Below are 24,160 nucleotides of genomic sequence, written 5' to 3' on the forward strand. Positions count from 1 at the left end.
AGAGGGAGCGATCAGGCGACGAGCCGCGGAAACCGCTGCGCGATATCGTCGCCGGTGAAGTTCGCGACCCAGCCGGCGGCATTCGTGAACAGGCGGATCGCGACGAAATGCGGCGACTCGCTCATGTCGAACCAGTGGCGCGTGTTGTCCGGCACGCCGATGAGGTCGCCCTGTTCGCACAGCACTTCGTACACTTTTTCGCCGATGTGCAGCGTGAACAGGCCGCGTCCGGCGACGAAGAACCGCACCTCGTCTTCCGAATGCGTGTGCTCGTTCAGAAACTTCGCGCGCAGCGCGGCCTTGTCCGGATGTTCCGGGTTCAGGCTGATGACGTCGACGGCCTGGTAGCCCTCGTCGCGCATCAGGCGGTCGATGTCGTCGCGGTACGCGGCGATGACGGTTTCGGGCGCGTCGCCCGGCTTGATCGGCTGCGCGGCCCGCCACTGCTCGAAGCGCACGCCGACGGCGCCGAGCTCGCGCGAAATCGCGGCGTGGTCGTGCGAATCGAACTGCACGGCGGCGCCGTCGTTTTCCGAAAAGATGCGCAAGCGGCTCATGCGGTGAGTCTCCTCAAATCGAGTTCGCAGGCGAGCAGGAATTCGAACGCTTCGAGATGCCGCTTCGCCTCGGCCATGGTACGACCCCATGTGTAGATGCCGTGGCCGTCGATCAAGTAGCCGTGCAGCGGCTTGCCGGCATCGAGCCACGCATCGACGCGGTCGACGAGTTCGCCCATTTCCTGCGTGTTCGGAAACACCGGCAGGTCGAGTTCGCTTTCGTGCGTCGTATAGCCGGTGATCGCCTTCTGCAGTTCGTAGCCCGCGAAGCGCACGACGCCCGCCTGCGCGTACAGGCGCGAGGCGACGGTCTGGTTGTGCGAATGCGTGTGCAGCACCGCGCCGATCTGCGGGTCGCGCCGGTACATCTGCACGTGCAGCGCGGTCTCGGCGGACGGTTTGGACGCCGTGCCGACCGGCTTGCCGGCGAGGTCGACCACCATGACGTCGTCGACGCCGAGGCGGCCCTTGTCGCGGCCGGAGATCGTCACGACCGCATGCTGCGAGTCGTAGCGCATCGAGAAGTTGCTGCTGGTCGCCGGAGTCCAGCCGCGGGCGCCGAGCTCGCGGCCGGCGTCGGCGATGTCGCGCGCGCAGGAGGCCAGGCGCGCATGATCGAGACGAGGGGTGTCGGGCATGGGACGAAAACTGCTGAGCCAACGGGAGGCAACTATAACCGATAGGTTGCGACGGGCTAACGACGGCGCGGCATGTCGAAACGCTGCGGCGTCGCGCCGCACGCACGATGCGCGTCGCGCGCGGTACGATTCGGGCTCCCCCAGCCAGGACCGGAGCTTTCCGATGTCTCAGCCAACCACGTCCCGACCCAAAACGGTCTGCGGCACGCGCCGCGAATTTCTTGCCGCCGTCGCCGGTGTCGCCGCGATCGCGGCGCTGCCTCTCGCTGCGCGCGCCGACGATCTGCCGGCGCTGTCCGAATCCGACCCGACCGGCAGCGCGCTCGGCTACAAGGAAGACGCGAGCAAGGTCGAGGCCGCGAAGTTTCCGACGCACAAGCCGACCCAGACCTGCGCCGGCTGCAGTTTCTACCAGGGCACGGGCCCCCGCGGCGCCTGCACGCTGTTTCCGGGCAAGTCGGTCGCCGGCAAGGGCTGGTGCTCGGCGTTCGCGCAGAAGACCTGACCGGACGCGTCGCTCGGAAACGAAAAACGCCGGGCTGGTCCCGGCGTTTTTCGTTTCCGATTCAGAGACTTGCGGCAATCGCCGCAGGCCGATAGCGCTGCCCGGGTGCGCCCAGACCGAGGAGCTAACCCGTCTGGACGCACCCGAGCCGCATTCCGAGGGGCCCACTGCCAAGTGAAAAATCCCGCGGAACCCGATCATAACCGTTCGGGTCGTCAGGGGCTAACCAGGGGCTGTTGATAAGCCGTGGATTGCTTGTGGGTCTACGGCCGAAAATCTTGAATTTTCAGCGCCTTGTCGCGACGGCTCGGGGATTCGTGAAAGTGTGGACTGTTTGAGCCGTCCTGAGCCGCTACTGCGAAAGACCCCGCTAAGTCATTGAAGAACAACGGGGTCGTTTCAACGCGCACGAACCGCAACCGCGCGGTTGCGCGGTTGCGGTTCAAGTGCTTGATCGGCAAGGCAAAGCCCGGTTCGACGAACCGGGCAGGTGCGTCAGGCGGAGCCGCCGGCCTTGGCCGCGGCGGCGGCGGCCAGATTGCTCTTGGCGAGCTGGCTGCGGCCGAAGCCGTACAGCGAGTAGACCACGCCGCCGATCGCCGCCCAGACGAAGAACACGGTCAGCGCCTTCTGCGACAGGTTGACGAACAGCAGCAGGCAGCCGGCGACGGCGAGCGGGCAGACCACCCACACGAGCGGCGTGCGGAACGGACGGGCGCGGCCCGGCTGCGTGCGGCGCAGGATCATCACGCCGATGGCGACCATGATGAACGCGAACAGCGTGCCCGAGTTCGAGATGTCGGCAAGGATGCCGACCGGGAACAGCGCCGCGAACAGCGACACGCCGATGCCGGTGATGATCGTGATGACGTGCGGCGTATGGAAGGTCGGATGCACCTTCGAGAACGCTTCCGGCAGCAGGCCGTCGCGCGACATCACGAAGAAGATGCGGGTCTGGCCGTAGATCATCATCAGGATCACCGACGGCAGGGCAAGGCTGGCCGCCGCGCCGACGAAGTAGGCAACCTTCGGAGAACCGAGCGAGTGCAGCACGTGCGCGAGCGGTTCCTTGCTGCAGACGAGCTGGGTCGAGTTGACGCAGGCCGCGGCGAGGTCGGGCGAACCGGCTTCGATCAGCTTGCCGGCGGCGTCGTAGATCGGCTGCGCGCCGGCGGCGCCGACGGCGCCGTAGCCCACCAGCATGTAGAAGACGGTGCAGACCGCGAGCGAGGCGATCAGGCCGATCGGGATGTTGCGGTTCGGGTTGCGCGTTTCTTCCGAGGCCGTCGACACTGCGTCGAAGCCGACGTAGGCGAAGAAGATCGACGCCGCGGCGCCGAGGACGCCGATGCCGCCCATCGGGGTGCCCCAGCCGGTCGGCGTGAACGGCTGGAAGTTGTCCAGGTTCGCGGCCGGCACGGCGATGATGCAGAAGAGGATCAGCGCGGCGATCTTGATCGCGACGAGGAACGCGTTGACCCACGCGCTCTTGGAGGTGCCGATGACGAGGAGGGCCGTGATCACCAGCGAGATGATGCACGCCATCAGATTGAAGCCGCCGCCGTCGTACGGGCCGGTGCGCAGGAATGCGGGCAGGCCGAATCCGGCGTTCGCCATCAGCCCGTTGATATAGCCCGACCAGCCCACGGCGACCGCGCCGGCCGCCACCGCGTACTCGAGCACGAGCGCCCAGCCGACGGTCCAGGCGAGCGCTTCGCCGAGCACCGCATAGGTATACGTGTACGCGGAGCCGGAAACCGGCACCATTGCCGCGAGTTCGGCGTAGGCGAGGGCGGCGAGCGCGCAGACGACCGCGGCGATCACGAACGCGACCATCATCGCCGGACCCGCCTTCTGCGCCGCTTCGGCGGTCAGCACGAAAATACCGGTGCCGATGATCGCGCCGATGCCGAGCAGCGTCAGCTGCACGGGGCCGAGCTGACGTTTCAGACTTTTCCGTTCCGCGTTTTCGAGAATCTGATCGAGCGGCTTTACGCGCCAGAAAATCATTACACCCCTCCCGGAGGCTGTGTGGTGGAACCCGGCGACGTAAGTTGCTCACGCGACATAGCGAGGCCTGGCGATAGTCGTACGGCATCTTGCGAACCGTTCATGGACGGCCCGCTCGTTGTCCCCCTGCCGGGGTGCGGTGAAGCGCGGCTAAAATACGCGACCCTCACTGGTGCAGCAAGCGGGCGCGGTCATGAATACCACGAACGGACTCGAACCCTGGCAAATCGCCTGGCTGGCGCAGATAGAAGCGTATGCGCTGCAACATGCCGGCGAGGCTGCGAGCATCGACGAATTCCGCGATTTCGTCACGCGGCACGCCGACGCCGCGCGGCGCGAGCTCGACTACGGGCACCTGACGGGCGGGGTGTGGCTCGTCAGCGCCGACGGGCGGCGCGTGCTGCTGACGCACCATCGCAAGCTCGAACGCTGGCTGCAGCTCGGCGGGCACGCCGACGGCGATACCGATCTTGCGCGCGTCGCGCTGCGCGAAGCCGAGGAAGAATCGGGCCTGAGCGATCTTGCGGTCGAGCCGGCGATCTTCGACCTCGACCGCCACTGGATTCCCGAGCGGCGCGAAGTGCCGGGACACTGGCACTACGATGTGCGATTCGTCGTGCGCTGTCGCGGCAGCGAGGCGTTCACGGTCAGCGAGGAATCGCTCGATCTCGCCTGGCGCGACATCCGCGCGATGCTCGACGATCCCGCATGCGACGAATCGATGCGGCGCATGGCGGGCAAGTGGCTCGCCCGCCACGCCGCCTAGCGACTACTCGCGACCGGCGTATTCGCCGGTCACCGTGCTCACGAGAATGCGCGAGCCGTTGACGATGTATTCCGGCACGAGGATTTCGATGCCGGTGTCGAGCTTGGCGGGCTTGGGGCGTTTCGTCGCAGTGGCGCCCTTCATTTCCGGCGCGGTGTCGACGACGGTCAGCGTGACGGTCGCCGGCAGCTGCAGCGCGACCGGCGCGTCGTCGATCAACTGCACGTAGCACGCTTCCATGCCGTCGATGATGTAGCCGGCCGAATCGCCGAGCGTCGTCGCGTCGAGGATGTACTGCGTGTAGTCTTCCACATCCATAAAGATGAACGTGTCGCCTTCGCGATACGAAAACGTCGCCTGGCGGCGCACGAGTTCGGTTTCTTTCAGCTCGTCGTCGGCGCGCAGCGACAGGTCGAGCTTCTGGCCGCCCGGCACGGAGTACATCTGGAAGCGGTAGGTGACGTTGCCGCCGCGACCCTGCGGCGAGCTGCGCTCGATGTCGCGCACCTGATAGACCTTGCCGTCGTGCTCGACGACGTTGCCTTTCTTGATTTCGAAAGCTTTCATGGGTTGTCGGGGTGTCGGAGTGAGGTGCGTAATGCCGCAGTTTACTTGTCAAGAGCTGGATCCCGTATCGCCGGCCATCCATGGCCTGTACGGGATGACTTCATCCTGAAGTCATTTCGGCTGCAGACGAATCGCGCCGTCGACGCGGATCGTCTCGCCGTTGAGATAGCGGTTCTGCGCGATGAACGCGACGGTCGCGGCGAATTCCTCGGGCTTGCCCAGGCGCGACGGATACGGCACCTGCGCGCACAGCGACTGGTATACGTTTTCCGGCATGCCGTCGACCATCGGGGTGTGGAAGACGCCCGGCGCGACGGTCATCACGCGCACGCCGATGCGGGCGAATTCGCGTGCCATCGGCAGCGTCATGCCGATCACGCCGCCCTTCGACGCGGAATACGCGGCTTGGCCGATCTGGCCTTCGTACGCGGCGACCGACGCGGTGTTGACGATGAAACCGCGCTCGCCGTCTTCGCCCGGCGCGTTGTGCTGCATGAGGTCGGCGGCGGCCTTGGCGACGTTGAACGAGCCGATCAGGTTGACCATGACCGTGGTCTGGAACGTCTTGAGCGGCATCGGGCCTTCTTTGCCGAGCACGCGGCCGGCGCCGAGGATGCCGGCGCAGTTGATCGCGGCGTTGAGCCCGCCCATCGCCTCGTGCGCGGCCTTGAGCGTCGCGGCGACGCCGTCCTCGTTCGTGACGTCGACCTTCAGGAAGCGCGCCGCGGCGCCGAGTTCGGCCGCGGCGGCGGCGCCTTTCTCGTCGTTGACGTCGAGCAGCGTGACTTGCGCGCCGTTCGCGACGAAGTGCCTGGCGACGGCATAGCCGAGGCCGGACGCGCCGCCGGTGACGACGGCCTTGATCTGGTTGAGTTCCATGGGGTTACCTGGCGGTGGCGAAACGCCAATTGTAAACGGTTTGGCGCGGACGGTATGGCGGGCTTGCTGCCGGCTTTGCGCGCCGACGGCTTTCCGCGTCCCGCGCTTATCCTCGGCACCGTCGGCGCTACAAGTCCCGGAGATAGTACCGATCGCAACTGAAATGCCCGGTTCCGCCCATCGGCGCGGCGATCCGTTGAAATCCCGCGCTTTCGTACAGGCGCTGCGCGCCATCCATGCCGGCCAGCGTTTCGAGATAGCAGCGGTGGTAGCCGAACGCGCGCGCGGCGTTGAGGCAGTTGAGGATCAGCGCGCGTCCCGCGCCGAGGCCGCGCAGCGACGGCAAGAAATACATTTTGCGTAGTTCGCACACGTCGGGTTCGCCGCCGGCGAGCGCCGCGACACCGCCGCCGCCTTCGATCAGGCCGTTGCGCACGACGACGTAGTACGCCGCGCCGGGGATCGCATAGGCGCGCGACATGTGGTCGACCTCGGCGTCGTGGATCGCGAAGCCGGGGCCGTCGGCGCCGAATTCCGGCATGACCGTGCGGATGATCGCGGCGACCGCGGCGTCGTCGTCGGGGCGGATCGGTCGCAGCGAGAATGACATCGTCGTCACAGCGGCCTCCGGAAATCGAGGTCGTAGCGCGTGCCGTGCACCAGCACGTGCAGATGCAGGTTGGTGATCGAGATCGGCGCGCGCGGCCCGGCTTCGGCGATGTTCGACGCGCCGACGTCGCTCGGGTCGACCAGCGTCACGCCGCCGTGGCCGACGACTTCGAGCACGTTGTCCGGGCCGATGAACGCGCCGGTGTCGGCGTCGACGCCCAGGCCCAGCGCGAACGGGTTGAGCGCGAGCGCGCCGAGCAGTCGGCCGAGCCGGTCGCTCGCGGCGCCGCCCTGGTCGATGACGATGCGATTCGTGAGGCCCAGGCCCGGCGCGAGCGTGACCGCGCCCATGCGCGGCGTGATGCCGGTTTCGCCGGCCGCGAGCATGTGCTCGGCGAGTACCGCGGCGCCCGCGCCGAGGCCCGCGATCGCGACGCCGTCGGCGTTGCGCCGGCGCAGGAGCCGCGCGAGCGTCGTGCCGCCGATCGTCGTCGACAGCTGCAACGGCTGCGCGGCCGTCAGCAGCAACAGGTCGGCGCGTTCGATCGCGCCGAGGTTGTCGCTGCGTTCGGCGTCGGTGCGGCCCGCGAGCGCGATGCGCTGCACGCCGCCGGCGCCGTGCGCGATCAGCGCGGTTTCGAGGTCGTCGAGCGCCGCGGCGTCGGGATCGCCGGCCGTGACGAACACGACGTGCGCACGTTGTGAACAAAGCGACAAAAGGCGGCGCGCGAGACGCTGCTCGGTGTCGAGGCCGGCGTAACTGCCGATCGCGACGAGCACGCCGCGCGATTGGTCGGGAGCGAGTCTGGCGGGCACGCGATCACCTCGAACTGGACGAATCGGCACATGGTAGCAGGACGCGCCGCGCGCGCCGTCAGTGCCGCCGTCGGTTCCAGGCGTCGAAGAACTCGGCGAAGCGCGCCGGCGCGAGCGGCCGGCTGAACAGGAATCCCTGCGCGAGCGGCGTGCCCTGGCCGACGAGAAACTGGCGCTGCGCCTCGGTTTCGACGCCTTCGCCGGTGACGTTGAGGCCGAGGCTGCGCGCCATGCGCACGATGGCCTCGCAGATCGCCGAGTCGGCGCGGTTGCCCGGGATGCCCTGCATGAACGTGTGGCTGATCTTGATGCCGTCGATCGGCAGCCGGCGCAGATAGTTGAGCGCGGAATAGCCTTCGCCGAAGTCGTCGATGGTCAGCGCGACGCCGGTCTGGCGCAGCGCCGCGAACGTTTCGAACGTGTCGGGCACGTCGTCGATCAGCACGCGTTCGGTCATTTCGAGTTCGAGCGCGGCGCCGTCGAGCGCCGATTCGCGCAGCGCCGCGCGCACGGTGTCGACGAGGCTTTCATTGAGAAACTGACGGTACGAAACGTTCACCGCGATGCGCGCGAGATCGATGCCGCGCGCGCGCCACTCGCGCAGCTGCCGGCACGCCTCGCGGATCACCCACGCGCCGATGCGCACGATGTCGCCGGAGTTCTCGGCGTGGCTGACGAACTGCGCGGGCCCGAGTTCGCCGAGCTGGCGGTTGTTCCAGCGCAGCAGCGCTTCGGCCGCGACGGCGCGGCCGGTCGCAAGGTCGATCGTCGGCTGGTATTCGAGGCGGAATTCGCCGTTGTCGAGCGCGCGGCGCAGCTGCGACTCGATCATCAGGCGGTCGGACAGGCCGCGCGCGAGCTGCGGATTGAATCCCTGCCACGTATTGCGACCGCGGCGCTTGGCCTCGTTCACGGCCGCGTCGGCGTGGTTGACGAGCTGCTGCGCGTTCGTGCCGTCGTCGGGCCAGCGTGCGATGCCGACCGATGCCGTGACCTGCAGTTCCTCGCCGGCGTAGTCGAACGGCTCGCCGAACGCGGCCGTGATGCGTTCGGCCAGGCGCTGCGGCGCTGCGGGGTCGGCGACGGCGGGGAGCAGCAGCAGGAACGCATCGCCGGCGAAGCGCGACACGTCGGCTTCGCCGGCGCAGTGGCGCAGGCGTTCGGCGGCGGCGGCAAGCAGGCGGTCGCCGGCGGCGTGACCGAGCATGTCGTTGACGATCTTGAAGCGGTCGAGGTCGACGAACAGCAGCGCCGGGCCGGCGCCGCCTTGCGCGCGTTCGATCGCGCGTTCGAGATCGGCGAGCGCCGTGTCGCGGCTGGCGAGGCCGGTCAGTACGTCGGTTTGCGCGAGGCGGCGCAGCTCGTCTTCGTGCAGCTTGCGTTCGGTGACGTCCTGCAGCGTGCCGCTGACGCCGTGGATGTTGCCGTGGCGGCGCAGGGGCTGGCCCTGCACGCACACCCAGCGGCGCCGTCCGATCGCGCTGACGAGCCGCAGCTCGAGTTCGAAGCTCTGCCCGCGCTGAGCGGCGGCCAGCGACGCCTCCAGGCGCGCGCGGTCGGCGTCGAGCACGAAGCCGAGCGCGCGTTCGATCGTGACCGGACTCGCCGCGGGCAGGTCGTGGATCCGGTACATTTCTTCCGTCCAGAACAATTGCCCGCTTTGCGCATCGTATTCCCAGCCGCCGATGCTCGCGAGCGTCTGCGTCTTGGCGAAGAGTTCGCTCGCGCGCTTGAGCGCTGTGACGTCGCTGAACGTCGAGATCACCTGGAACGGCCGCGTCCTGCCGCCGTGGTATTGCGGCACGGTGCTGATGCTGAACCAGCGGTAGATGCGCAGGTGCGGCAGCCATACGCCGACGAGCGTGCTTTCGATCGGCGCGGCGACGCGCAGCGAGCGCATGCCGGGCAATTCGTCGAACGGCAGCGGCTTGCCGTATTCGTCCTCGAAGCGCCACTCCTGCATCGTCTGCCGGTTCGCGCCCGTCAGTTCGACCTCGGTCAGGCCCAGGAGGCGGCAGCCGGCCGGATTGACCGACGCGATGCGGCCGTGCGCGTCCTGCACGAGCACGCCTTTGTCCATCGCGCGCAACAGGCCGCGATAGCGCGCTTCGGACGCGCGCAGTTCGCGGTCGGCGGCATGCCGGTTGGTGATGTCGCGCACGATCGCCACGATGCGGCGCGCGTTGCCGTCGATGTACACGTTCGAGCGCACCTCGACCGGAAACGTCGTGCCGTCGGCACGGCGGTTCGTCGTCTCGACCGTATCGCTGTGGCCCGGCCGCACGCTGACCAGCACTTCGTTCAGGCGCGACGGCGCGAGGTCGGGATTGAGGTCGAATACGGTCAGTTGCTTCAAGCGCTCGAGCGAATAGCCGTATACGGCGCAGGCCGCGTCGTTCGCTTCGAGGATGCGGCCGGTTTCGTCGTGCAGCGTGACGGCGTCGGGCACGGCATCGATCAGGCTGCGATAGCGCGCGGCGACGGCCTCGGCGTCGCGCTCGACGCGATCGAGCGCATCGCGCGCGGCGGCAACCGCGTCGGCGACGAGCGGATCGTCGCCGCGTTCGCGCGCGAGCTCGGCCAGCGCGCCGAGCGCGGTGGCGCTCAGACTCGATTCCGGCGCGACGCGCGCGACGACGCGCGGCTTGGCCTCGCTAGGCTCGTGCTCCCAGTGCATTCGACCCCCCGCCGGCGCGGCCGGCGACGCGCACGAGCATAGCATCGCGGTCGGGTCGGGCAAGCGCCGCGTGCGGATTCGCCACCGCACGTCGTTCGCGCGCGGCACAGGCGTTGCGGAAAGTGCAAAAAGCGCGCTTGTTACGCGGCGGCGCGGCCGACCTTGCTGCTCGTTTCGCGGCCGAGCCGCGCGCTGAGCCAGTTGCCGGTCTCGACCAGGCGCGGCAGGTCCACGCCGGTCGCGACGCCCATGCCTTCGAGCATGTAGACGACGTCCTCGCTCGCGACGTTGCCGGTCGCGCCGTTCGCGTACGGGCAGCCGCCCGCGCCCGACACCGCGGCGTCGACGACCGCGACGCCGAGTTCGAGGCACGCGAGGATGTTCGCGAGCGCCTGGCCGCGCGTGTCGTGGAAGTGGATCGCGAGCGCGCTCATCGGCACGGCCTCGCCGACGGCCGCGAGCATCGCACGCGCCTTCGTCGGCGTGCCGATGCCGATGGTGTCGCCGAGCGAGATCTCGTAGCAGCCGGCGTCGTGCAGGCGCCGCGCGACGCGCACCACGTCGGCGAGCGGCACGTCGCCCTGATACGGGCAGCCGAGCACGGTCGAGACGTAGCCGCGCACCTTGACGCCGTCGGCCCGCGCGCGTTCGAGCACCGGCGCGAAACGGTCGAGCGATTCGTCGATCGTCGCGTTGATGTTCTTGCGGCTGAACGCTTCGGACGCCGCCGCGAACACGGCGACTTCGCGCACGCCGACCGCGATCGCACGCTCGTAGCCCTGCAGGTTCGGCACGAGCACGGGATAGGCGATGCCGGGTTGCCTGTCGATGCCGGCGTAGACCTCGGCCGCGTCGGCGAGCTGCGGCACCCACCTGGGGCTGACGAAACTCGTCGCTTCGATGGTCTGCAGACCCGTGCGCGACAGGCGGTCGATCAGTTCGATCTTCGTCGCGGCCGGAACGATCGTCTTCTCGTTCTGCAGGCCGTCGCGCGGACCGACCTCGACGATGCGCACCGATGCGGGATACGCGCTCATCGCGCACCCGCGCGCTGGCGCTCGAGCAGCGCCTTCTCGTACGCCTCGACCGACAGGTCGCTGCGCACGAGCGTCACCGGCTTGTCGGCGAAGATCGCGTGGCGGCGCACCATGTCGAGCATCGCCTGGCGGTTGCCGCGCACGTAGACGTGCAGCTCGGTCGCGGTCTTGTCGATCGTGCCGTCGAGTTTCGCGTCGAGGATGAGCTTGGCGACGCGCTCGGCGTCGACGTCGTACAGGTCGATGCGGCTGCCGTGCGTGCGATAGCGCGCGTAGAAGAACGACTTCTCGGGCACCGGCGCGACGGCGTGCGGCGGATCGAGCTTCACGAGGCCCTTCAGCTGCGCGTCGGAAACCACGAGATAGTGGTTGCCGCCGTCGTGCACGAAGTTCAGCGGCACGTGGATCTGCTTGAGCGGCGCGCCGCGCTCGGGCTGGTCGAGCACGCTGAAGCGGCATTCGTGGTCGACGAAGAACGCGTTCGCGTGCTCGGCGCCGGGGCCTTCGCCGGGCTTTTCGTCGGCCGGCGTCCACAGTCCTTTCCACTGCACGTCGCAGGTTTCGATGTTGTCGCCGAGCGGCGCCTCGAAGCGCGTCTCGTTGCAGCCGGCGAGCGCGAACGCGCAAGCGAGCGCGCAGGCGAGGGTACGCAAGGTTCGGATCATCATTTGGGCTCCAGGCGGATCAGCACCGCATCGGCTTCGACGAATTCGCCGGCCTGCACCTGCACCGCGGCGATCGTGCCGTCGCGCGGCGCGCGCAGCGTGATCTCCATTTTCATCGCTTCCATGATCGCCAGCTCCTGGCCTTCGGTTACCGCGTCGCCGGCGGCGCATTTGACGAGCACGATGCGACCCGGCATCGGCGCGCCGACGCGATCGCCGCCGCCGGTGCTCGTGGCCGCGTACGCGAACGCCTGCGCGCGCTCGAACGCGTGGCGCGCGTCGCCGTCATGCACGAGTACGTGGCGCACGTCGACGTTCGCGGCGTAGCGGCGCGACACGCCGTCGATTTCGGCGGCGAGCCGGCCGTGCGACAGTTTGGCATTGTTCACTTCGATGCGCCGGCCGTCGACATCGACGGCGTAGCGGCCGTCGGCGCCGTGCGCGGCGATTTCGACGCGCGTGCCCGCGTGCACGAGCGCGACCACGCGCTTGCCGGGATGGCCCAGGCGCCAGCCGTCGGCGCGGCTCCACGGCGAATGCGGATCGGTGCCGGTCGCGGCCAGCGCCGGCGCGGCGCTTTCCTCGTCGATCATCACGGCGACGGCCGCCGCGGCGAGCAGTGCCGGATCGGCGGCGGCAGCCTGCGGCAGGAATTCGTCGAGATGGCGATCGAGATAGCCGGTGTCGATCGTGCCGCCGGTGACGGCCGGATGGCGCACGAGACGCTCGAGGAATTCGACGTTCGATTTCGGGCCGGCAATTTCGGTGGCCGCGAGCGCTTCGCGCATGCGCTGCAGCGCGTCGGCGCGCGTGCGGTCCCAGACGATGATCTTGGCGATCATCGGGTCGTAGAAGATCGTCACCGCGTCGCCTTCGATCACGCCGCCGTCGATGCGCACGTGGCGCGACGGCTCGGGCAGGCGCAGCGTCGCGAGCTTGCCGGAACCCGGCAGGAAGTTCTGCGACGGATCCTCGGCGTACAGGCGCAGCTCGATCGCGTGGCCGTCCGCCGGCACCGACTTGTTGCGCACGATCGAGCCGGGCAGCGGCTCGCCGGCGGCGACGCGCAGCTGCAGTTCGACGAGATCGAGATTCAGCGTCATCTCGGTGACCGGATGCTCGACCTGCAGGCGCGTATTGATTTCCATGAAGTAGAAATCGCCGCCTTGTCCCACGATGAACTCGACCGTGCCGGCGTTCGCGTAGTCGATCGCGCGGCCCGCGGCGACGGCCGCCTCGCCCATGCGCGCGCGCAGCTCGGGCGTGACGAACGGCGAGGGCGATTCTTCGAGCACCTTCTGGTAGCGGCGCTGCGCCGAGCACTCGCGCTCGTTCAGATGCACGATGTTGCCGTGCCGGTCGCCGAAGATCTGGAACTCGATGTGGCGCGGCTTTTCGACGTAGCGCTCGAGCAGCACGCGGTCGCGGCCGAACGCGTTCTTCGCCTCGCGCTGGCACGATTCGAGGTTCGCCGCGAACTCGCCCGCGGCGCGCACGATGCGCATGCCCTTGCCGCCGCCGCCGTATGCGGCCTTGATCATCAGCGGAAAGCCGATGCGCTCGGCCTCGCGCGCGAGCAGCGCGGGATCCTGGTCTTCGCCGGTATAGCCCGGCACGACCGGCACGCCGTGCGCGTGCATCAGGTTTTTCGCGCCGGCCTTCGAACCCATCTTGCGCATCGACGCGGCCGACGGGCCGATGAACGCGATGCCGGCGGCTTCGACGGCGTCGGCGAAGTCGGCGTTCTCCGACAGAAACCCGTAGCCGGGGTGGATCGCCTGCGCGCCGCTGCGTTTCGCCGCTTCGAGAATCGCGTCGCCGCGCAGGTAGGAGTCGGCCGGACGCGGTCCGCCGATCGGATACGCCTCGTCGGCGAGACGCACGTGCTGCGCGGTGGCGTCGGCCTCGGAGTACACCGCGACCGTGCGGATGCCGAGGCGCCGGCACGTGCGGATCACGCGGCACGCGATCTCGCCGCGGTTGGCAATCAGGACCTTCGTGAACATTCCCTGCATCGGTCGCGTTCCTGTCGTGGGCATGGTGGCTTGCGATGGTAGCGGCTGGCGGCCGGCGTTCGCTGCGGTACGTCGTTTGCGCCGACGCCTACTCGGGGCGGTGCGACACGGCTTCGAGATTGTGGCCGTCCGGATCGATCACGAACGCGCCGTAGTAGGTCGGGTGGTAGTGCTCGCGCAGGCCCGGCGCGCCGTTGTCCTTGCCGCCGGCTGCGAGCGCGGCCTGGTGGAACGCATCGACCGAGGCGCGGTTCGGCGCGACGATCGCCACGTGCAGGCCGTGCCTGGTCGCCGGGCCGCCGGTGCCGATCCAGAAGTCCGGCTTGCCGCCGACGCCGTAGCCGAGGTGCGTGGAGCCGTCGCCCGTCATTTCGGGCGTCACTTCCATGACGAGGCCGTAGCCGAGCGGCGCGAGCGCGGCGTCGTAGAACGCGCGGCTGACCGCGATATCGGAAACCTTGAAACCGACGTGATCCAACATCTCAGGACTCCTTCGCCCAGTCGGGCGCCCGCTTGTCGAGAAAAGCCGAAAGGCCGTGCTGGCCTTCGGCCGATACGCGCAGCCGCGCGATCAGCGCCGCGTTGTCGGCGTCGACCGCGGCCTGCGATTCGGACGTCATGCCGGCCATGCGCAGCGCCAGTCGCTTGGCTTCGCCCTGCGCGACCGGTCCGCCCTTGCCGAGCCAGTGCAGGCAGCGGTCGACCGCTTCGTCGAGCGCGGCCGGTGCGACGGCTTCATGCAGGAGGCCGATGCGGCGCGCCTCGGTTGCGTCGAACACCTCGCCGGTGATGAACAGGCGTCGCGCCGCGCGCGCGCCGATCGCGGCGATCACATACGGTGAAATCACGGCCGGCACGAGCCCGAGCTTCACCTCCGACAGCGAGAACTTCGCCGACTCGACGCCGATGGCGACGTCGCAGCATGCGATGAGGCCGACGCCGCCGCCGTACGCCGCGCCGTTGACGCGCGCGATGGTCGGCTTGCCGAGAAAATTGAGGACACTCATCAACTGCGCGAGCTTGAGCGAATCGGCGCGATTGTCGGCCTCGCTCGCGGCGGCCATCGAACGCATCCAGTTGAGGTCGGCGCCGGCCGAGAACGATGCGCCGGCGCCGGTCAGCACGACGGCGCGTACGGCGGGGTCTGCGTCGGCTGCGCGCAACGCGCCGGTCAGCTCGGCGATCAGATGCTCGTCGAACGCGTTGTGCACCGAGGCGCGGTTCAGAAGGATTTCGCAGACGGAACCGCGACGGCTGACGGCGACGGCTTCGGACATGGACGGCTCTCGCATTCAGGGGACTGCCGATGATAGCGGGGAAGGGCGTGTCTTCGGTGGACATGTCGCGGCGAACGGGCGTTCCGGGATTCGGGACAGCCAGGATTTCGGGACAGCCAGGATTTCGGGGCAGCCAGGATTTCGGGACAGCCAGGATTTCGGGACAGCCAGGATTTCGGGACAGCCAGGATTTCGGGACAGCCAGGATTTCGGGACAGCCAGGATTTCGGGACAGCCAGGATTTCGGGACAGCCAGGATTTCGGGACAGCCAGGATTTCGGGACAGCCAGGATTTCGGGACAGCCCAGGATTTCGGGACAGCCCAGGATTTCGGGACAGCCCAGGATTCCAGGACACCCAGGATTCCAGGACACCCAGGATTCCAGGACACCCAGGATTCACCCGGCGTTTTCCAGACACACCCGCAGGTCCGAAGTCCCGCATTCGCCGCACCGCACGGTGTTGTAGCGACGTCGTCACGCCGTTCGCCGCGGCAACTTGCCGCATAGGCAACTCGTCATGGCCCCGGACGCGCGCGTTTGCGGGTACAATCGAGAACCATTCCTATTTAGGCCATGTCGAACGTGCGGTTGTCCGAACTGTCGCCGGGAGCCAACGCCATCGTCGCGCATGTCGAAGCCACGAATCCGTCCGATCCGATCGCGCGTCGGCTGAGCGATCTCGGCTTCGTCGCGGGCGAGCCGGTCAAGCTCGTCGCGAGCGGGCCGATCGGCGCCGATCCGCTGCTGGTCCAGATCGGTTTTACGCGTTTCGCGCTGCGCCGCAGCGAGGCGGCGCGCGTGCACGTCGATGTTTCCGAAGCCTGTTGAGAATTCCATGTCGTCCCTGCGCATCGCCCTCGTCGGCAATCCCAACTGCGGCAAGACCGCTCTGTTCAACCTCCTGACCGGCAGCCGGCAGAAGGTCGCGAACTACGCGGGCGTCACGGTCGAGCGCAAGGAAGGCCGCTACACAGCGCCATCGGGCCGCATCGTCGACATCGCCGACCTGCCGGGCGCCTACAGTCTCGACGCCACCAGCCCCGACGAGGCGATCACGCGCGACATCTGTCTGGGCCGCTATCCCGGGGAGGTGCCGCCCGATCTGCTCGTATGCGTCGCCGACGCGACGAACCTGCGCCTGCACCTGCGCTTCGTGCTCGAAGTGCGCAAGCTCGGCCGGCCAATGGTGATGGCGCTCAACATGATGGACGCGGCCGCGCGCCGCGGCATTCGCGTCGACGTGGCCGCGCTCGAACGCGAGCTCGGCATTCCGGTCGTCGAAACGGTCGCGGTCAAACGCGGCGGCGGCGCGGCGCTGGTCGAACGCGTCGATCGCGAGGTTGCCGCGCCGCCGCCGGAATTGCGCGACATCGACGATCTGCATGCCGAAGTGCGGCGCTTGCTGGCCGCCACGATCTCGATGCCGGCGCGCACCGCGGCGATCGACGACGCGCTCGACCGCGTCGTGCTGCATCCGGTGTGGGGCCTCGCCATCCTCGCCGTACTGATGTTCTTCATCTTCCAGAGCGTGTTCTCGTGGGCCGAGCCGCTGATGGAAATGATCGAAACCGGCATCGCGTCGCTCGGCGCGTGGGTCACCGGCGCGCTGCCCGACGGGCCGATCAAGAGCCTGCTCGCCGACGGCATCTTCGCGGGCCTGGGCTCGGTGCTCGTGTTCCTGCCGCAGATTCTCATTCTGTTCTTGTTTATTCTGGTACTCGAAGAATCGGGCTACCTGCCGCGCGCGGCGTTCCTGCTCGACCGCTTGATGTTCAAGGTGGGCCTGACCGGCCGCGCGTTCATTCCGCTGCTGTCGAGCTTCGCGTGCGCGATTCCCGGCATCATGGCCACGCGCAGCATTCCCGATCCGCGCGACCGCCTGACGACGATCTTCGTCGCGCCGCTGATGACGTGCTCGGCGCGCCTGCCGGTGTATACGCTGCTCATCGCCGCGTTCATTCCGCAGCGCACGGTGCTGGGCGTGTTCAACCTGCAGGGCATCGTGCTGTTCGCGCTGTACGTCGCGGGCATCGCGAGCGCGCTGGCCGTGGCGTTCGTGATGAAGCGCTTTCGCCGCGACAAGAGCGAGCATGCGCTGCTGATGGAACTGCCGTCGTACCGCGTGCCGAACGCGCGCGACGTCGCGCTCGGCCTGTGGGAGCGCGCCAAGACGTTCCTGAAGCGCGTGGGCGGCATCATTCTAGCGCTCACGGTGCTCTTGTGGTTCCTGTCGAGCTTCCCGGCGCCGCCCGAAGGCGCGACCGGCCCGGCGATCGACTACAGCTTCGCCGGACGCATCGGCCGCTGGCTGGAAGTGTTCTTCGCGCCGATCGGCTTCAACTGGCAGATCTGCATCGCGCTGATTCCCGGTCTCGCCGCGCGAGAAGTGGCGGTGGCGGCGCTCGGCACCGTGTATGCGATGTCCGGCAGCGACGACACCGTCGCCGCGCAGCTCGGTCCGCTGATCGCCAACGAGTGGACGCTGGCGACCGCGCTGTCGCTGCTCGTGTGGTACATCTTCGCGCCGCAGTGCCTGTCGACGCTCGCGGTCATCCGGCGCGAAACGAATTCGTGGCGCAACGTCGGCATCGCGACGGGCTACCTCTTCGCGCTCGCGTATCTCGCGTCGTTCGTGACGTATCAGGTGGCGAGGGCGCTGACATGAGCGCGAATCTTGCGATCCAGTACGTCGTCATCGGCCTCGCGGTGGCCGCGAGCGCCTGGTATACGGTGCGCAAATACTGGCCGCGCTCGGGCGCGAAGGCGGGCGCCTGCGGCAGTTCCGACGGCGGCTGCTCGACCTGCGGCGCATGCGCGGCGCCTGTCGAACCGCGGCCCGAAGCCATCGCGCTCGCGCCGCCCAAGCCGATCCGGCGCTGATCCTTCGCATAGAAAAGCGCGGCCGTTTCGCAACGGCCGCGCGATTCCCCGCGTCAGGCCTGCATGAAGCCGAGATTGTCCGTCGGGAAGTTGATCAGGTTCGGGAAGATCGCGGCGAGCTCGTTCGTGTTCGTCACGCCCATCCAGCGCGCGAGCGTGGCGCCCATCTGCTCGACGCTCGTCGACGGAATCGTCTGGCCGCGGCTGAAGCTGATCGGGTTGTCCAGCGCCTGATTCGGAAACGCGCCGTACAGGCGACCGCCGTTGACCGCGCCGCCCATGACGAACTGCACGCCGCCCCAGGCGTGGTCCGAGCCGTTGCCGTTCGAACTCAACGTGCGCGCGAACTCGCTCATCGAGAACGTCGTCACTTCGTTCTGCGCGCCGAACTCGCCGAGCGACGTATAGAACGCGCCGAGCGCCTGCGACACGCGATTGAGCAGCGCCGCGTGACCGTTCTGGTTCGTCGCCATGAGGCCGTCGTGCAGATCGAAGCCGCCGATGCGCACGTAGAACACCTGGCGCTTGTGCTGGATCGGCAGCGCCGTGTCGCGCGAGATCTTGATCATGCGCGCGACCATTTTCAGCTGGTCGGCGAGCGAATTGCCGGTCGGAAACACGGTCGTGACGTTGCCGGTCGGGCCGGTCAGCGCGCTGTTGACGGTGTCGTACAGGTCGCGCGCGCGCTTGAACGTGCGGCCGTATTCGTTCGCGAACGGCGAGTTGCCGGTATCGGCGAGCAGGAGGTCGAGCGCGCCGCCGCGCTGCGCGCCGTACGTGCCGCCGGTCGAGTTCGGGCTGTTGTATACATTGCTCAGCGCCGACAGGCCGCCCGACGACATCTGGTACGGGAACGTGCTCTGGCCGACTTCGAAGCGGTTGGAGCCCGCGATCGAGATGCACGGCGACAGCGTGTCGAACGCGTTCTGGTTGCGTACGCGATCGGCGACGAGGCCGCCCCAGCCGGTCGCGACGTTGCCGGTCTGCGCGAGATGCCAGAGGTTTTCCTGATCGTTGTGCGAATACAGCTGCGGCGGGCGCTGCGCGGGCTGGCTGTTGTACGTGGCCTTGTCGATCGGCCGGCGCAGCGTGCCGACGTTCGCGATGAACGCGACCTTGCCCTGGTTGTACAGGTTGCGCAGGTCGGTCATGCCGGTGGGGTAGTTCGCGTTGCCCGGATTGAGCGCGTATTCGGCGCTCGTGGCCGAGTCGACGATGCGCATCGGCTGCAGAGCGGTGCGGTCGATCGCGAGGCCGCCGGCGTTCGTCGTCGCGTTGTATACGCCGCTGCGGGCCGTGGCGTACACGGCGTGGCGCGTCGCGTCGTACGGCATCAGCATGTTCCACGAATCGTTGCCGCCGGAAAAATACACGCAGACGAGCGCGCGGTAGCCAGTGACGTCGCCGGTCGGGGCGGCGAGCGCCGAGCCGATCAGCTTGAGCTGCGGCACGAGCGCCGAGGCGCCGCCGGCGGCGAGCGTCGTGCAGAGATTGGCGAGAAAACGGCGGCGCGAGTGATTGTCGTTGTTCATGGCGGCTCCTCAGCGCTGCGTCGCGAATTCGGGCGAGATGGCGGTGATGTGGATCAGCGAGCGCGCCTTCTCGCTCGCGGTCGCGCCGTTCATGAAATTGAGCATGTTGATCAGCGTCGTGCGCATATTGGTCGACATGCTGCCGTACATCATGCGCGTGTTGACGAGATCGACCATCGCCGTCGCGTTGGGCTGCGCGGACACTTCGTCGACGATCAGCAGCGGCCGGTCGGTAGGCGGATTGGTCATGCCGACGAAGTAGCGGAACGACACGTCGTACAGCGCGTTGGAAATGGTGTACGTCGAGCTTTCGTTGATGATCTGGAACTCGGGCGAGTACAGGCCGGCGTCCTCGATCGGGCCGGGCTGCTGGTAGTCCGGCTCGTAGAAGTTGAACACCGTGTTCGCGCCGAGCGGACGCTGGCCGTACGTCGTCATGAGGTTCGGCAGGCCCATCTTCATCTCGCCGTAAACCGACGGCGCCGGCATCTGGAACGTCCAGGCGCGCCACAGGGCGGTCAGGCGCAGAAGCGGTTCGCGCAGCTTGCCGAAACTCGCCGGCGGCGCGTTGTTGCGCGCTTCGGCGTCGGTGAGGATGGCCTTGATCACGGCGCCGAGGTCGCCGCGTTCGCCGTCGCCGTTGTTCTGGAACTTCTGCGCGACGCGCTGGATGTACGCCGGCGACGGATTGCTCGTGGTGAAGCGTTGTATCAATTGCCGCGAAATGAACGGCGCGACGTTCGGGTGCGCGGCGATGATGTTGAGACCCTGCTGCACGTCGACCGCGCAGGTCTGGCCGGCCGCCACGGTCATGCCGTCGAGCACGGTCTTGAGCGTCTGGTCGTGCTCGTTGTCGAAGCATCGCATCGGCAGGTAGTTGTTCGTGCCGTTGTTGATGTTCGTCGCGTTGTTGTAGGCGAAGCCGGTGAAGATCTTCGCGTAGTTCGTGATGACGTTCTGGTCGTAGGTCGGCAGCGGCTGGTTCTGTCCGTCCAGCAGCGGCGAGAAGTCGAGATTGCGTTCGACGAGGCCGATCGAGAACAGCTGCATCACTTCGCGCGCGTAGTTCTCGTCCGGCTCGCGGCCGGTCGCCGCCTTGCGGTTGCGGAAGTGCGACAGGAACTTGCCCATCGACGGGTTGTAGGTCACCTCGTCGAGCAGCGTGCGGTAGTTGCCGAACGCGTTGCGCGCGAGGAGATCCCAGTATTCGGTCACCTGGATCGGCTCGCCGGACAGCGATCCGTTCTGGTCCGAGATCACGAAGATCTGCGACAGGGCGTAGGCGGCGCGCTGGCGCAGCTGATCGGGCGCGACCATCGCGGTATGAAACCAGCGGTCGATGCGCTGGCCGTGGCCGATGTTCTGGCCGGCAGCCGTCATCGCGGCGCTGACGGTTTCCATGAACGGCCGCGCGGCGGTCGAAGGCGTGCTCAGTTGCTGGTCGATCCACTGGCCGATGCCGAGCGAGCGGACACGCGCGATATCGGCCTTGGTCGGGCCGAACGTCGCCTGGGTCAGAAAGCGCGCGGCTTCGGCGTCGGTCGCCGGCGCATCGGCGAAATTCTGGAAACCGGCGCGGAACAGATGATCGTAGACGCGCGCCTGAGCGCCGGCGGCAAACATCGCGGCAGCGGCGAGCGGCAACACGCGCGCGGCAGTGCGGAGTGACATGGCTGGATTCCCCTAGTGGCTGCGCAGACTGTACTTTTCTGTACGTTCCAAATCGTGACGGCGAGCACAGCGTTGACAGACGACCGCCAAGCGGTAGAGGCCGAGCCCGCGAACGGTCGAGGGGCGCGCTCGCGAGTGTCCGAATCGGACGGAGGTGGTCAGAAATCGGCAATGGGGACCGGCAATGAGGACAGTCAGGAACCTGCGACCAGGGGAGGTACACGGCGACCTGGCGTGACGAATGCGGACACCCGCAATCGGTGGACGCAATCTGCGCCGCCGACCGAATGTGGACAGACAACAATCGAGATATGCCGCTGGAATGTGGACAGACAGGAATCCGCCGTAATCCGGATAGACGACAATCGGCAATGGGGACCGGCGATGGGGACAGCCAGAAGCAAGAACCCGGACAGAAAGGAACCGAGACTCGCCATGTCCCCGAACGACGACCAAACCTTCGAAGACGTACGCCCTAGAGACCCCGGCGTCGGTCCCAGCCGCGGACGTGCGTTTGTCTACGTCATGCCGTGCCGATACGAGGACATTCTGAAAGTCGGCTTCTCGCGCGATCCGCTCGATCGTTTCCGGGCGCTGCACGCGCGCTGGTTCGAATTCTTCGATCTCGACACGGGGTTGCTCATCGAGACCGATAGCGTCGCGGACGCGCGACGGCTCGAAACGCTGCTCGGCGAATCCGTCGCCGCGCACAGCGCGCCGGCGCCGCTCGTCGTGCCGCGCCTTGCCGCCGGCCACACCGAGTGGTATCGCGGTGCCTATGCGCCGCTGGCAGCGTCGATCGAGTCGCTACATGTACAGCACGGCTATCCGATACATCGCCCGGCCTCCGTCTGGCTCGCGCATGCGCTCGAGCAGCGTGCCGCCGTGCTGTACGCATGGAGCGCGACCCAGCTCGATGCGATTCGCGCGTTCGAGCACGGGCCGTCTCACGACGCGGTCGCGCCGCTCGCACGAACGCTGCGCGACACGCTCGATGCGTACGACGCGCTCGGATTGCCGCCCGAGCGCTGGATCGGCGAGGACGTTCGTCGCTGGTACCGGGACTGAACCGCGCGGTTCGGGGACGAGGCAGCGACAAGGCCCCGCTGAAGCTCGGTTCACTGCGTAGAGCGCCGCGCTGCGCGCGCAGTATTTGTCTTGGATCCCGACCTGCGTCGGGATGACGAACCGGCAAAGCCGCGCTGAAGCGCGGGCCGGTTCGTACAGCGCCGCGCTGCGCGCGCAGTATTTGTCTTGGATCCCGACCTGCGTCGGGATGATGAACCGGCAAAGCCGCGCTGGAGCGCAAGCCGGTTCGTAGAGCGCCGCGCTGCGCGCGCAGTATTTGTCTTGGATCCCGACCTGCGTCGGGATGACGAACCGGCAAAGCCGCGCTGAAGCGCGGGCCGGTTCGTCACATTCTGAAGACGCCGTAGCGTTGCGGTTCGATCGGTGCGTTCAGGCTCGCGGAAATCGCCAGGCCCAGTACGCGTCGCGTGTCCCTCGGGTCGATCACGCCGTCGTCCCACAGCCGCGCACTCGCGTAGTACGGATGGCCCTGCTTTTCGTACTGCGCGCGAATCGGCGCCTTGAACGCCTCTTCCTCGTCGCGGCTCCAGGCGGTGCCGGCCGCTTCGAAACCGTCGCGGCGCACGGTCGCGAGCACCGATGCCGCCTGCTCGCCACCCATCACGCTGATGCGCGCGTTCGGCCACATCCACAGGAACCGCGGCTGGTAGCCGCGTCCGCACATCGCGTAGTTGCCGGCGCCGAAGCTGCCGCCGGTGATCACGGTGAACTTCGGCACGTGCGAGCACGCGACCGCCGTCACCATCTTCGCGCCGTCTTTCGCGATGCCCGCGTTCTCGTATTTCTTGCCCACCATGAAACCGGTGATGTTCTGCAGAAACACGAGCGGAATATTGCGCTGGTTGCACAGCTCGATGAAATGCGCGCCCTTGAGTGCCGACTCGGCGAACAGGATGCCGTTGTTCGCCACGATGCCGACGGGATAACCGTAGATGTGTGCGAATCCACAAACCAGCGTTTTACCGTAGCGCGCCTTGAATTCCTGGAACTGCGAACCGTCGACGATGCGCGCGATGATCTCGCGGATGTCGAACGGCCGGCGCGTGTCGGCCGGCACGATGCCGTAGAGATCGTCGGCCGGATACGCAGGCTCCTCGGGCGTCGCCAAGGCGACCGGCAGCGTCTTCTTGCGGTTGAGGTGCTTGACGATGTCGCGCGCGATCGCGAGCGCATGCGCGTCGTTCTCGGCGAAGTGGTCGGCCACGCCGGAAACCGACGTGTGCACATCGGCGCCGCCGAGCGATTCGGCGTCGACCACTTCGCCGGTCGCCGCCTTCACCAGCGGCGGGCCGCCGAGGAAGATCGTGCCCTGTTCCTTGACGATCACCGTTTCGTCGCACATCGCCGGCACGTAGGCGCCGCCGGCGGTGCACGAGCCCATGACGACCGCGATCTGCGGAATGCCCAGGCCCGACAGGCGAGCCTGGTTGTAGAAAATGCGGCCGAAGTGCTCCTTGTCCGGAAACACTTCGTCCTGCAGCGGCAGGAACGCGCCGCCCGAGTCGACGAGGTAGACGCACGGCAGACGATTCTCGAGCGCGACCTCTTGAGCGCGCAGGTGTTTTTTCACCGTCATCGGGAAGTACGTGCCGCCCTTGACCGTCGCGTCGTTCGCGACGACGACGATCTCCTGTCCGTGGACGCGGCCGATGCCCGCGATCACGCCGGCGCACGGCGCCTGGTCGTCGTACATGCCGTGCGCGGCGAGCGGCGAAAGCTCGAGAAACGGCGAGCCGGGATCGAGCAGCGCGCGGATACGCTCGCGCGGCAGCAGCTTGCCGCGCTCGGTGTGCTTGGCGCGGGCCTTTTCGCCGCCGCCGAGCGCGATCTTCGCCATCTGCGCCTGCAGGTCGTCGACCGCGGCGCGCAACTGCGCCGCATTGGCCTGGAATTCGGGACTGCGGGTGTCGATCTTGGTTTCGATCATGCTCATGCGCGCGCACCGGCCTTGGCGAAGTCGCGCATGTT

The 24,160-nt window shown here is 67.7% G+C and carries 22 protein-coding genes; 6 read left to right on the top strand and 16 right to left on the bottom strand.

The window, feature by feature from the left end; genetic code table 11:
• Positions 1 to 11: 11 nt before the first annotated feature.
• Positions 12 to 557, bottom strand: coding sequence for a 1,2-dihydroxy-3-keto-5-methylthiopentene dioxygenase (locus OD750_RS10460; protein ID WP_263544657.1), 546 nt, complete (start codon positions 555 to 557; stop codon positions 12 to 14).
• Complete coding sequence (locus OD750_RS10465; protein WP_263544658.1) at positions 554 to 1,195, bottom strand: methylthioribulose 1-phosphate dehydratase; 642 nt, start codon at positions 1,193 to 1,195, stop codon at positions 554 to 556. The genes OD750_RS10460 and OD750_RS10465 overlap by 4 nt, the downstream gene beginning before the upstream one ends.
• A 163-nt stretch (positions 1,196 to 1,358) precedes the next feature.
• Between OD750_RS10465 and OD750_RS10470 the strand changes: the two genes are divergently transcribed.
• Positions 1,359 to 1,700: a high-potential iron-sulfur protein gene (locus tag OD750_RS10470; RefSeq protein ID WP_263544659.1), complete on the top strand. Its 342-nt coding sequence runs from the start codon at positions 1,359 to 1,361 to the stop codon at positions 1,698 to 1,700.
• Positions 1,701 to 2,195: 495 nt separating this feature from the next.
• Here OD750_RS10470 and OD750_RS10475 read toward each other — a convergent pair whose 3' ends face one another.
• Positions 2,196 to 3,710, bottom strand: a complete 1,515-nt coding sequence (locus OD750_RS10475; protein WP_263544660.1) for an amino acid permease — start codon at positions 3,708 to 3,710, stop codon at positions 2,196 to 2,198.
• A gap of 193 nt (positions 3,711 to 3,903) precedes the next feature.
• Between OD750_RS10475 and OD750_RS10480 the strand changes: the two genes are divergently transcribed.
• Positions 3,904 to 4,476 carry an NUDIX hydrolase gene (locus tag OD750_RS10480; RefSeq protein WP_263544661.1) on the top strand — a complete coding sequence of 191 codons (573 nt, stop codon included), beginning with the start codon at positions 3,904 to 3,906 and terminating at the stop codon, positions 4,474 to 4,476.
• Positions 4,477 to 4,479: 3 nt separating this feature from the next.
• Here OD750_RS10480 and efpL read toward each other — a convergent pair whose 3' ends face one another.
• From efpL to OD750_RS10530, 10 genes are all read right to left on the bottom strand, one after another.
• A complete protein-coding gene (gene efpL / locus OD750_RS10485) occupies positions 4,480 to 5,043 on the bottom strand; it encodes an elongation factor P-like protein EfpL (RefSeq protein WP_263544662.1) in 564 nt (187 codons plus the stop codon).
• 111 nt (positions 5,044 to 5,154) lie between these two features.
• Positions 5,155 to 5,922 carry an SDR family NAD(P)-dependent oxidoreductase gene (locus OD750_RS10490; protein WP_263544663.1) on the bottom strand — a complete coding sequence of 256 codons (768 nt, stop codon included), beginning with the start codon at positions 5,920 to 5,922 and terminating at the stop codon, positions 5,155 to 5,157.
• A 127-nt stretch (positions 5,923 to 6,049) separates the two neighbouring features.
• Positions 6,050 to 6,532, bottom strand: coding sequence for a GNAT family N-acetyltransferase (locus OD750_RS10495; RefSeq protein WP_263544807.1), 483 nt, complete (start codon positions 6,530 to 6,532; stop codon positions 6,050 to 6,052).
• Positions 6,533 to 6,537: 5 nt separating this feature from the next.
• Positions 6,538 to 7,347: a cyanophycinase gene (locus OD750_RS10500; protein ID WP_263544664.1), complete on the bottom strand. Its 810-nt coding sequence runs from the start codon at positions 7,345 to 7,347 to the stop codon at positions 6,538 to 6,540.
• A gap of 58 nt (positions 7,348 to 7,405) precedes the next feature.
• Complete coding sequence (locus tag OD750_RS10505) at positions 7,406 to 10,024, bottom strand: sensor domain-containing protein (RefSeq protein WP_263544665.1); 2,619 nt, start codon at positions 10,022 to 10,024, stop codon at positions 7,406 to 7,408.
• A 140-nt stretch (positions 10,025 to 10,164) separates the two neighbouring features.
• On the bottom strand, positions 10,165 to 11,061 hold the full coding sequence (locus OD750_RS10510) for a hydroxymethylglutaryl-CoA lyase (RefSeq protein WP_263544666.1): 897 nt from the start codon (positions 11,059 to 11,061) through the stop codon (positions 10,165 to 10,167).
• A complete protein-coding gene (locus tag OD750_RS10515; RefSeq protein ID WP_263544667.1) occupies positions 11,058 to 11,726 on the bottom strand; it encodes a hypothetical protein in 669 nt (222 codons plus the stop codon). The genes OD750_RS10510 and OD750_RS10515 overlap by 4 nt, the downstream gene beginning before the upstream one ends.
• Positions 11,726 to 13,732 (bottom strand): acetyl-CoA carboxylase biotin carboxylase subunit, encoded by a 2,007-nt coding sequence (locus OD750_RS10520; protein WP_263544668.1) that lies wholly within the window; start codon positions 13,730 to 13,732, stop codon positions 11,726 to 11,728. The genes OD750_RS10515 and OD750_RS10520 overlap by 1 nt, the downstream gene beginning before the upstream one ends.
• A 97-nt stretch (positions 13,733 to 13,829) precedes the next feature.
• Positions 13,830 to 14,222: a VOC family protein gene (locus OD750_RS10525; protein ID WP_263544669.1), complete on the bottom strand. Its 393-nt coding sequence runs from the start codon at positions 14,220 to 14,222 to the stop codon at positions 13,830 to 13,832.
• A 1-nt stretch (position 14,223) separates the two neighbouring features.
• Complete coding sequence (locus OD750_RS10530) at positions 14,224 to 15,018, bottom strand: enoyl-CoA hydratase-related protein (protein ID WP_263544670.1); 795 nt, start codon at positions 15,016 to 15,018, stop codon at positions 14,224 to 14,226.
• A 584-nt stretch (positions 15,019 to 15,602) separates the two neighbouring features.
• On the opposite strand from OD750_RS10530, the gene OD750_RS10535 reads away from it, so the two are divergent.
• Genes OD750_RS10535 through OD750_RS10545 form a run of 3 tightly spaced genes read left to right on the top strand, consistent with a single transcriptional unit; the run spans position 15,603 to position 17,900 of the window.
• Positions 15,603 to 15,848 carry a FeoA family protein gene (locus OD750_RS10535; RefSeq protein ID WP_263544808.1) on the top strand — a complete coding sequence of 82 codons (246 nt, stop codon included), beginning with the start codon at positions 15,603 to 15,605 and terminating at the stop codon, positions 15,846 to 15,848.
• A 7-nt stretch (positions 15,849 to 15,855) separates the two neighbouring features.
• Entirely contained in the window at positions 15,856 to 17,685 is a 1,830-nt protein-coding gene (gene feoB / locus OD750_RS10540) for a ferrous iron transport protein B (RefSeq protein WP_263544671.1), read from the top strand.
• A complete protein-coding gene (locus OD750_RS10545) occupies positions 17,682 to 17,900 on the top strand; it encodes a DUF6587 family protein (protein WP_263544672.1) in 219 nt (72 codons plus the stop codon). The genes feoB and OD750_RS10545 overlap by 4 nt, the downstream gene beginning before the upstream one ends.
• Before the next feature lie 53 nt (positions 17,901 to 17,953).
• On the opposite strand, the gene OD750_RS10550 is transcribed toward OD750_RS10545, so the two are convergent.
• A complete protein-coding gene (locus OD750_RS10550) occupies positions 17,954 to 19,432 on the bottom strand; it encodes a DUF1501 domain-containing protein (protein WP_263544673.1) in 1,479 nt (492 codons plus the stop codon).
• Between the two features lie 9 nt (positions 19,433 to 19,441).
• Positions 19,442 to 21,103: a DUF1800 domain-containing protein gene (locus OD750_RS10555; protein WP_263544674.1), complete on the bottom strand. Its 1,662-nt coding sequence runs from the start codon at positions 21,101 to 21,103 to the stop codon at positions 19,442 to 19,444.
• Positions 21,104 to 21,337: 234 nt separating this feature from the next.
• Between OD750_RS10555 and OD750_RS10560 the strand changes: the two genes are divergently transcribed.
• Positions 21,338 to 22,171, top strand: a complete 834-nt coding sequence (locus OD750_RS10560; protein ID WP_263544675.1) for a GIY-YIG nuclease family protein — start codon at positions 21,338 to 21,340, stop codon at positions 22,169 to 22,171.
• A gap of 346 nt (positions 22,172 to 22,517) precedes the next feature.
• Here OD750_RS10560 and OD750_RS10565 read toward each other — a convergent pair whose 3' ends face one another.
• Complete coding sequence (locus tag OD750_RS10565; RefSeq protein ID WP_263544676.1) at positions 22,518 to 24,125, bottom strand: carboxyl transferase domain-containing protein; 1,608 nt, start codon at positions 24,123 to 24,125, stop codon at positions 22,518 to 22,520.
• Positions 24,126 to 24,160 lie beyond the last annotated feature (35 nt).

This window comes from Tahibacter soli (assembly GCF_025717065.2).
GTDB lineage: Bacteria > Pseudomonadota > Gammaproteobacteria > Xanthomonadales > Rhodanobacteraceae > Tahibacter > Tahibacter soli.

What these genes read in the sequence shown, in the direction of transcription:
- OD750_RS10530 (WP_263544670.1), bottom strand. Translation starts at nt 15,018, where the DNA reads ATGTCCGAAGCCGTCGCCGTCAGCCGTCGCGGTTCCGTCTGCGAAATC.
- OD750_RS10475 (WP_263544660.1), bottom strand. Translation starts at nt 3,710, where the DNA reads ATGATTTTCTGGCGCGTAAAGCCGCTCGATCAGATTCTCGAAAACGCG.
- OD750_RS10555 (WP_263544674.1), bottom strand. Translation starts at nt 21,103, where the DNA reads ATGTCACTCCGCACTGCCGCGCGCGTGTTGCCGCTCGCCGCTGCCGCG.
- OD750_RS10565 (WP_263544676.1), bottom strand. Translation starts at nt 24,125, where the DNA reads ATGAGCATGATCGAAACCAAGATCGACACCCGCAGTCCCGAATTCCAG.
- OD750_RS10550 (WP_263544673.1), bottom strand. Translation starts at nt 19,432, where the DNA reads ATGAACAACGACAATCACTCGCGCCGCCGTTTTCTCGCCAATCTCTGC.
- OD750_RS10525 (WP_263544669.1), bottom strand. Translation starts at nt 14,222, where the DNA reads ATGTTGGATCACGTCGGTTTCAAGGTTTCCGATATCGCGGTCAGCCGC.
- efpL (WP_263544662.1), bottom strand. Translation starts at nt 5,043, where the DNA reads ATGAAAGCTTTCGAAATCAAGAAAGGCAACGTCGTCGAGCACGACGGC.
- OD750_RS10470 (WP_263544659.1), top strand. Translation starts at nt 1,359, where the DNA reads ATGTCTCAGCCAACCACGTCCCGACCCAAAACGGTCTGCGGCACGCGC.
- OD750_RS10480 (WP_263544661.1), top strand. Translation starts at nt 3,904, where the DNA reads ATGAATACCACGAACGGACTCGAACCCTGGCAAATCGCCTGGCTGGCG.
- OD750_RS10545 (WP_263544672.1), top strand. Translation starts at nt 17,682, where the DNA reads ATGAGCGCGAATCTTGCGATCCAGTACGTCGTCATCGGCCTCGCGGTG.
- OD750_RS10465 (WP_263544658.1), bottom strand. Translation starts at nt 1,195, where the DNA reads ATGCCCGACACCCCTCGTCTCGATCATGCGCGCCTGGCCTCCTGCGCG.
- OD750_RS10505 (WP_263544665.1), bottom strand. Translation starts at nt 10,024, where the DNA reads ATGCACTGGGAGCACGAGCCTAGCGAGGCCAAGCCGCGCGTCGTCGCG.
- OD750_RS10495 (WP_263544807.1), bottom strand. Translation starts at nt 6,532, where the DNA reads ATGTCATTCTCGCTGCGACCGATCCGCCCCGACGACGACGCCGCGGTC.
- OD750_RS10460 (WP_263544657.1), bottom strand. Translation starts at nt 557, where the DNA reads ATGAGCCGCTTGCGCATCTTTTCGGAAAACGACGGCGCCGCCGTGCAG.
- OD750_RS10490 (WP_263544663.1), bottom strand. Translation starts at nt 5,922, where the DNA reads ATGGAACTCAACCAGATCAAGGCCGTCGTCACCGGCGGCGCGTCCGGC.
- OD750_RS10510 (WP_263544666.1), bottom strand. Translation starts at nt 11,061, where the DNA reads ATGAGCGCGTATCCCGCATCGGTGCGCATCGTCGAGGTCGGTCCGCGC.
- feoB (WP_263544671.1), top strand. Translation starts at nt 15,856, where the DNA reads ATGTCGTCCCTGCGCATCGCCCTCGTCGGCAATCCCAACTGCGGCAAG.
- OD750_RS10520 (WP_263544668.1), bottom strand. Translation starts at nt 13,732, where the DNA reads ATGTTCACGAAGGTCCTGATTGCCAACCGCGGCGAGATCGCGTGCCGC.
- OD750_RS10515 (WP_263544667.1), bottom strand. Translation starts at nt 11,726, where the DNA reads ATGATCCGAACCTTGCGTACCCTCGCCTGCGCGCTCGCTTGCGCGTTC.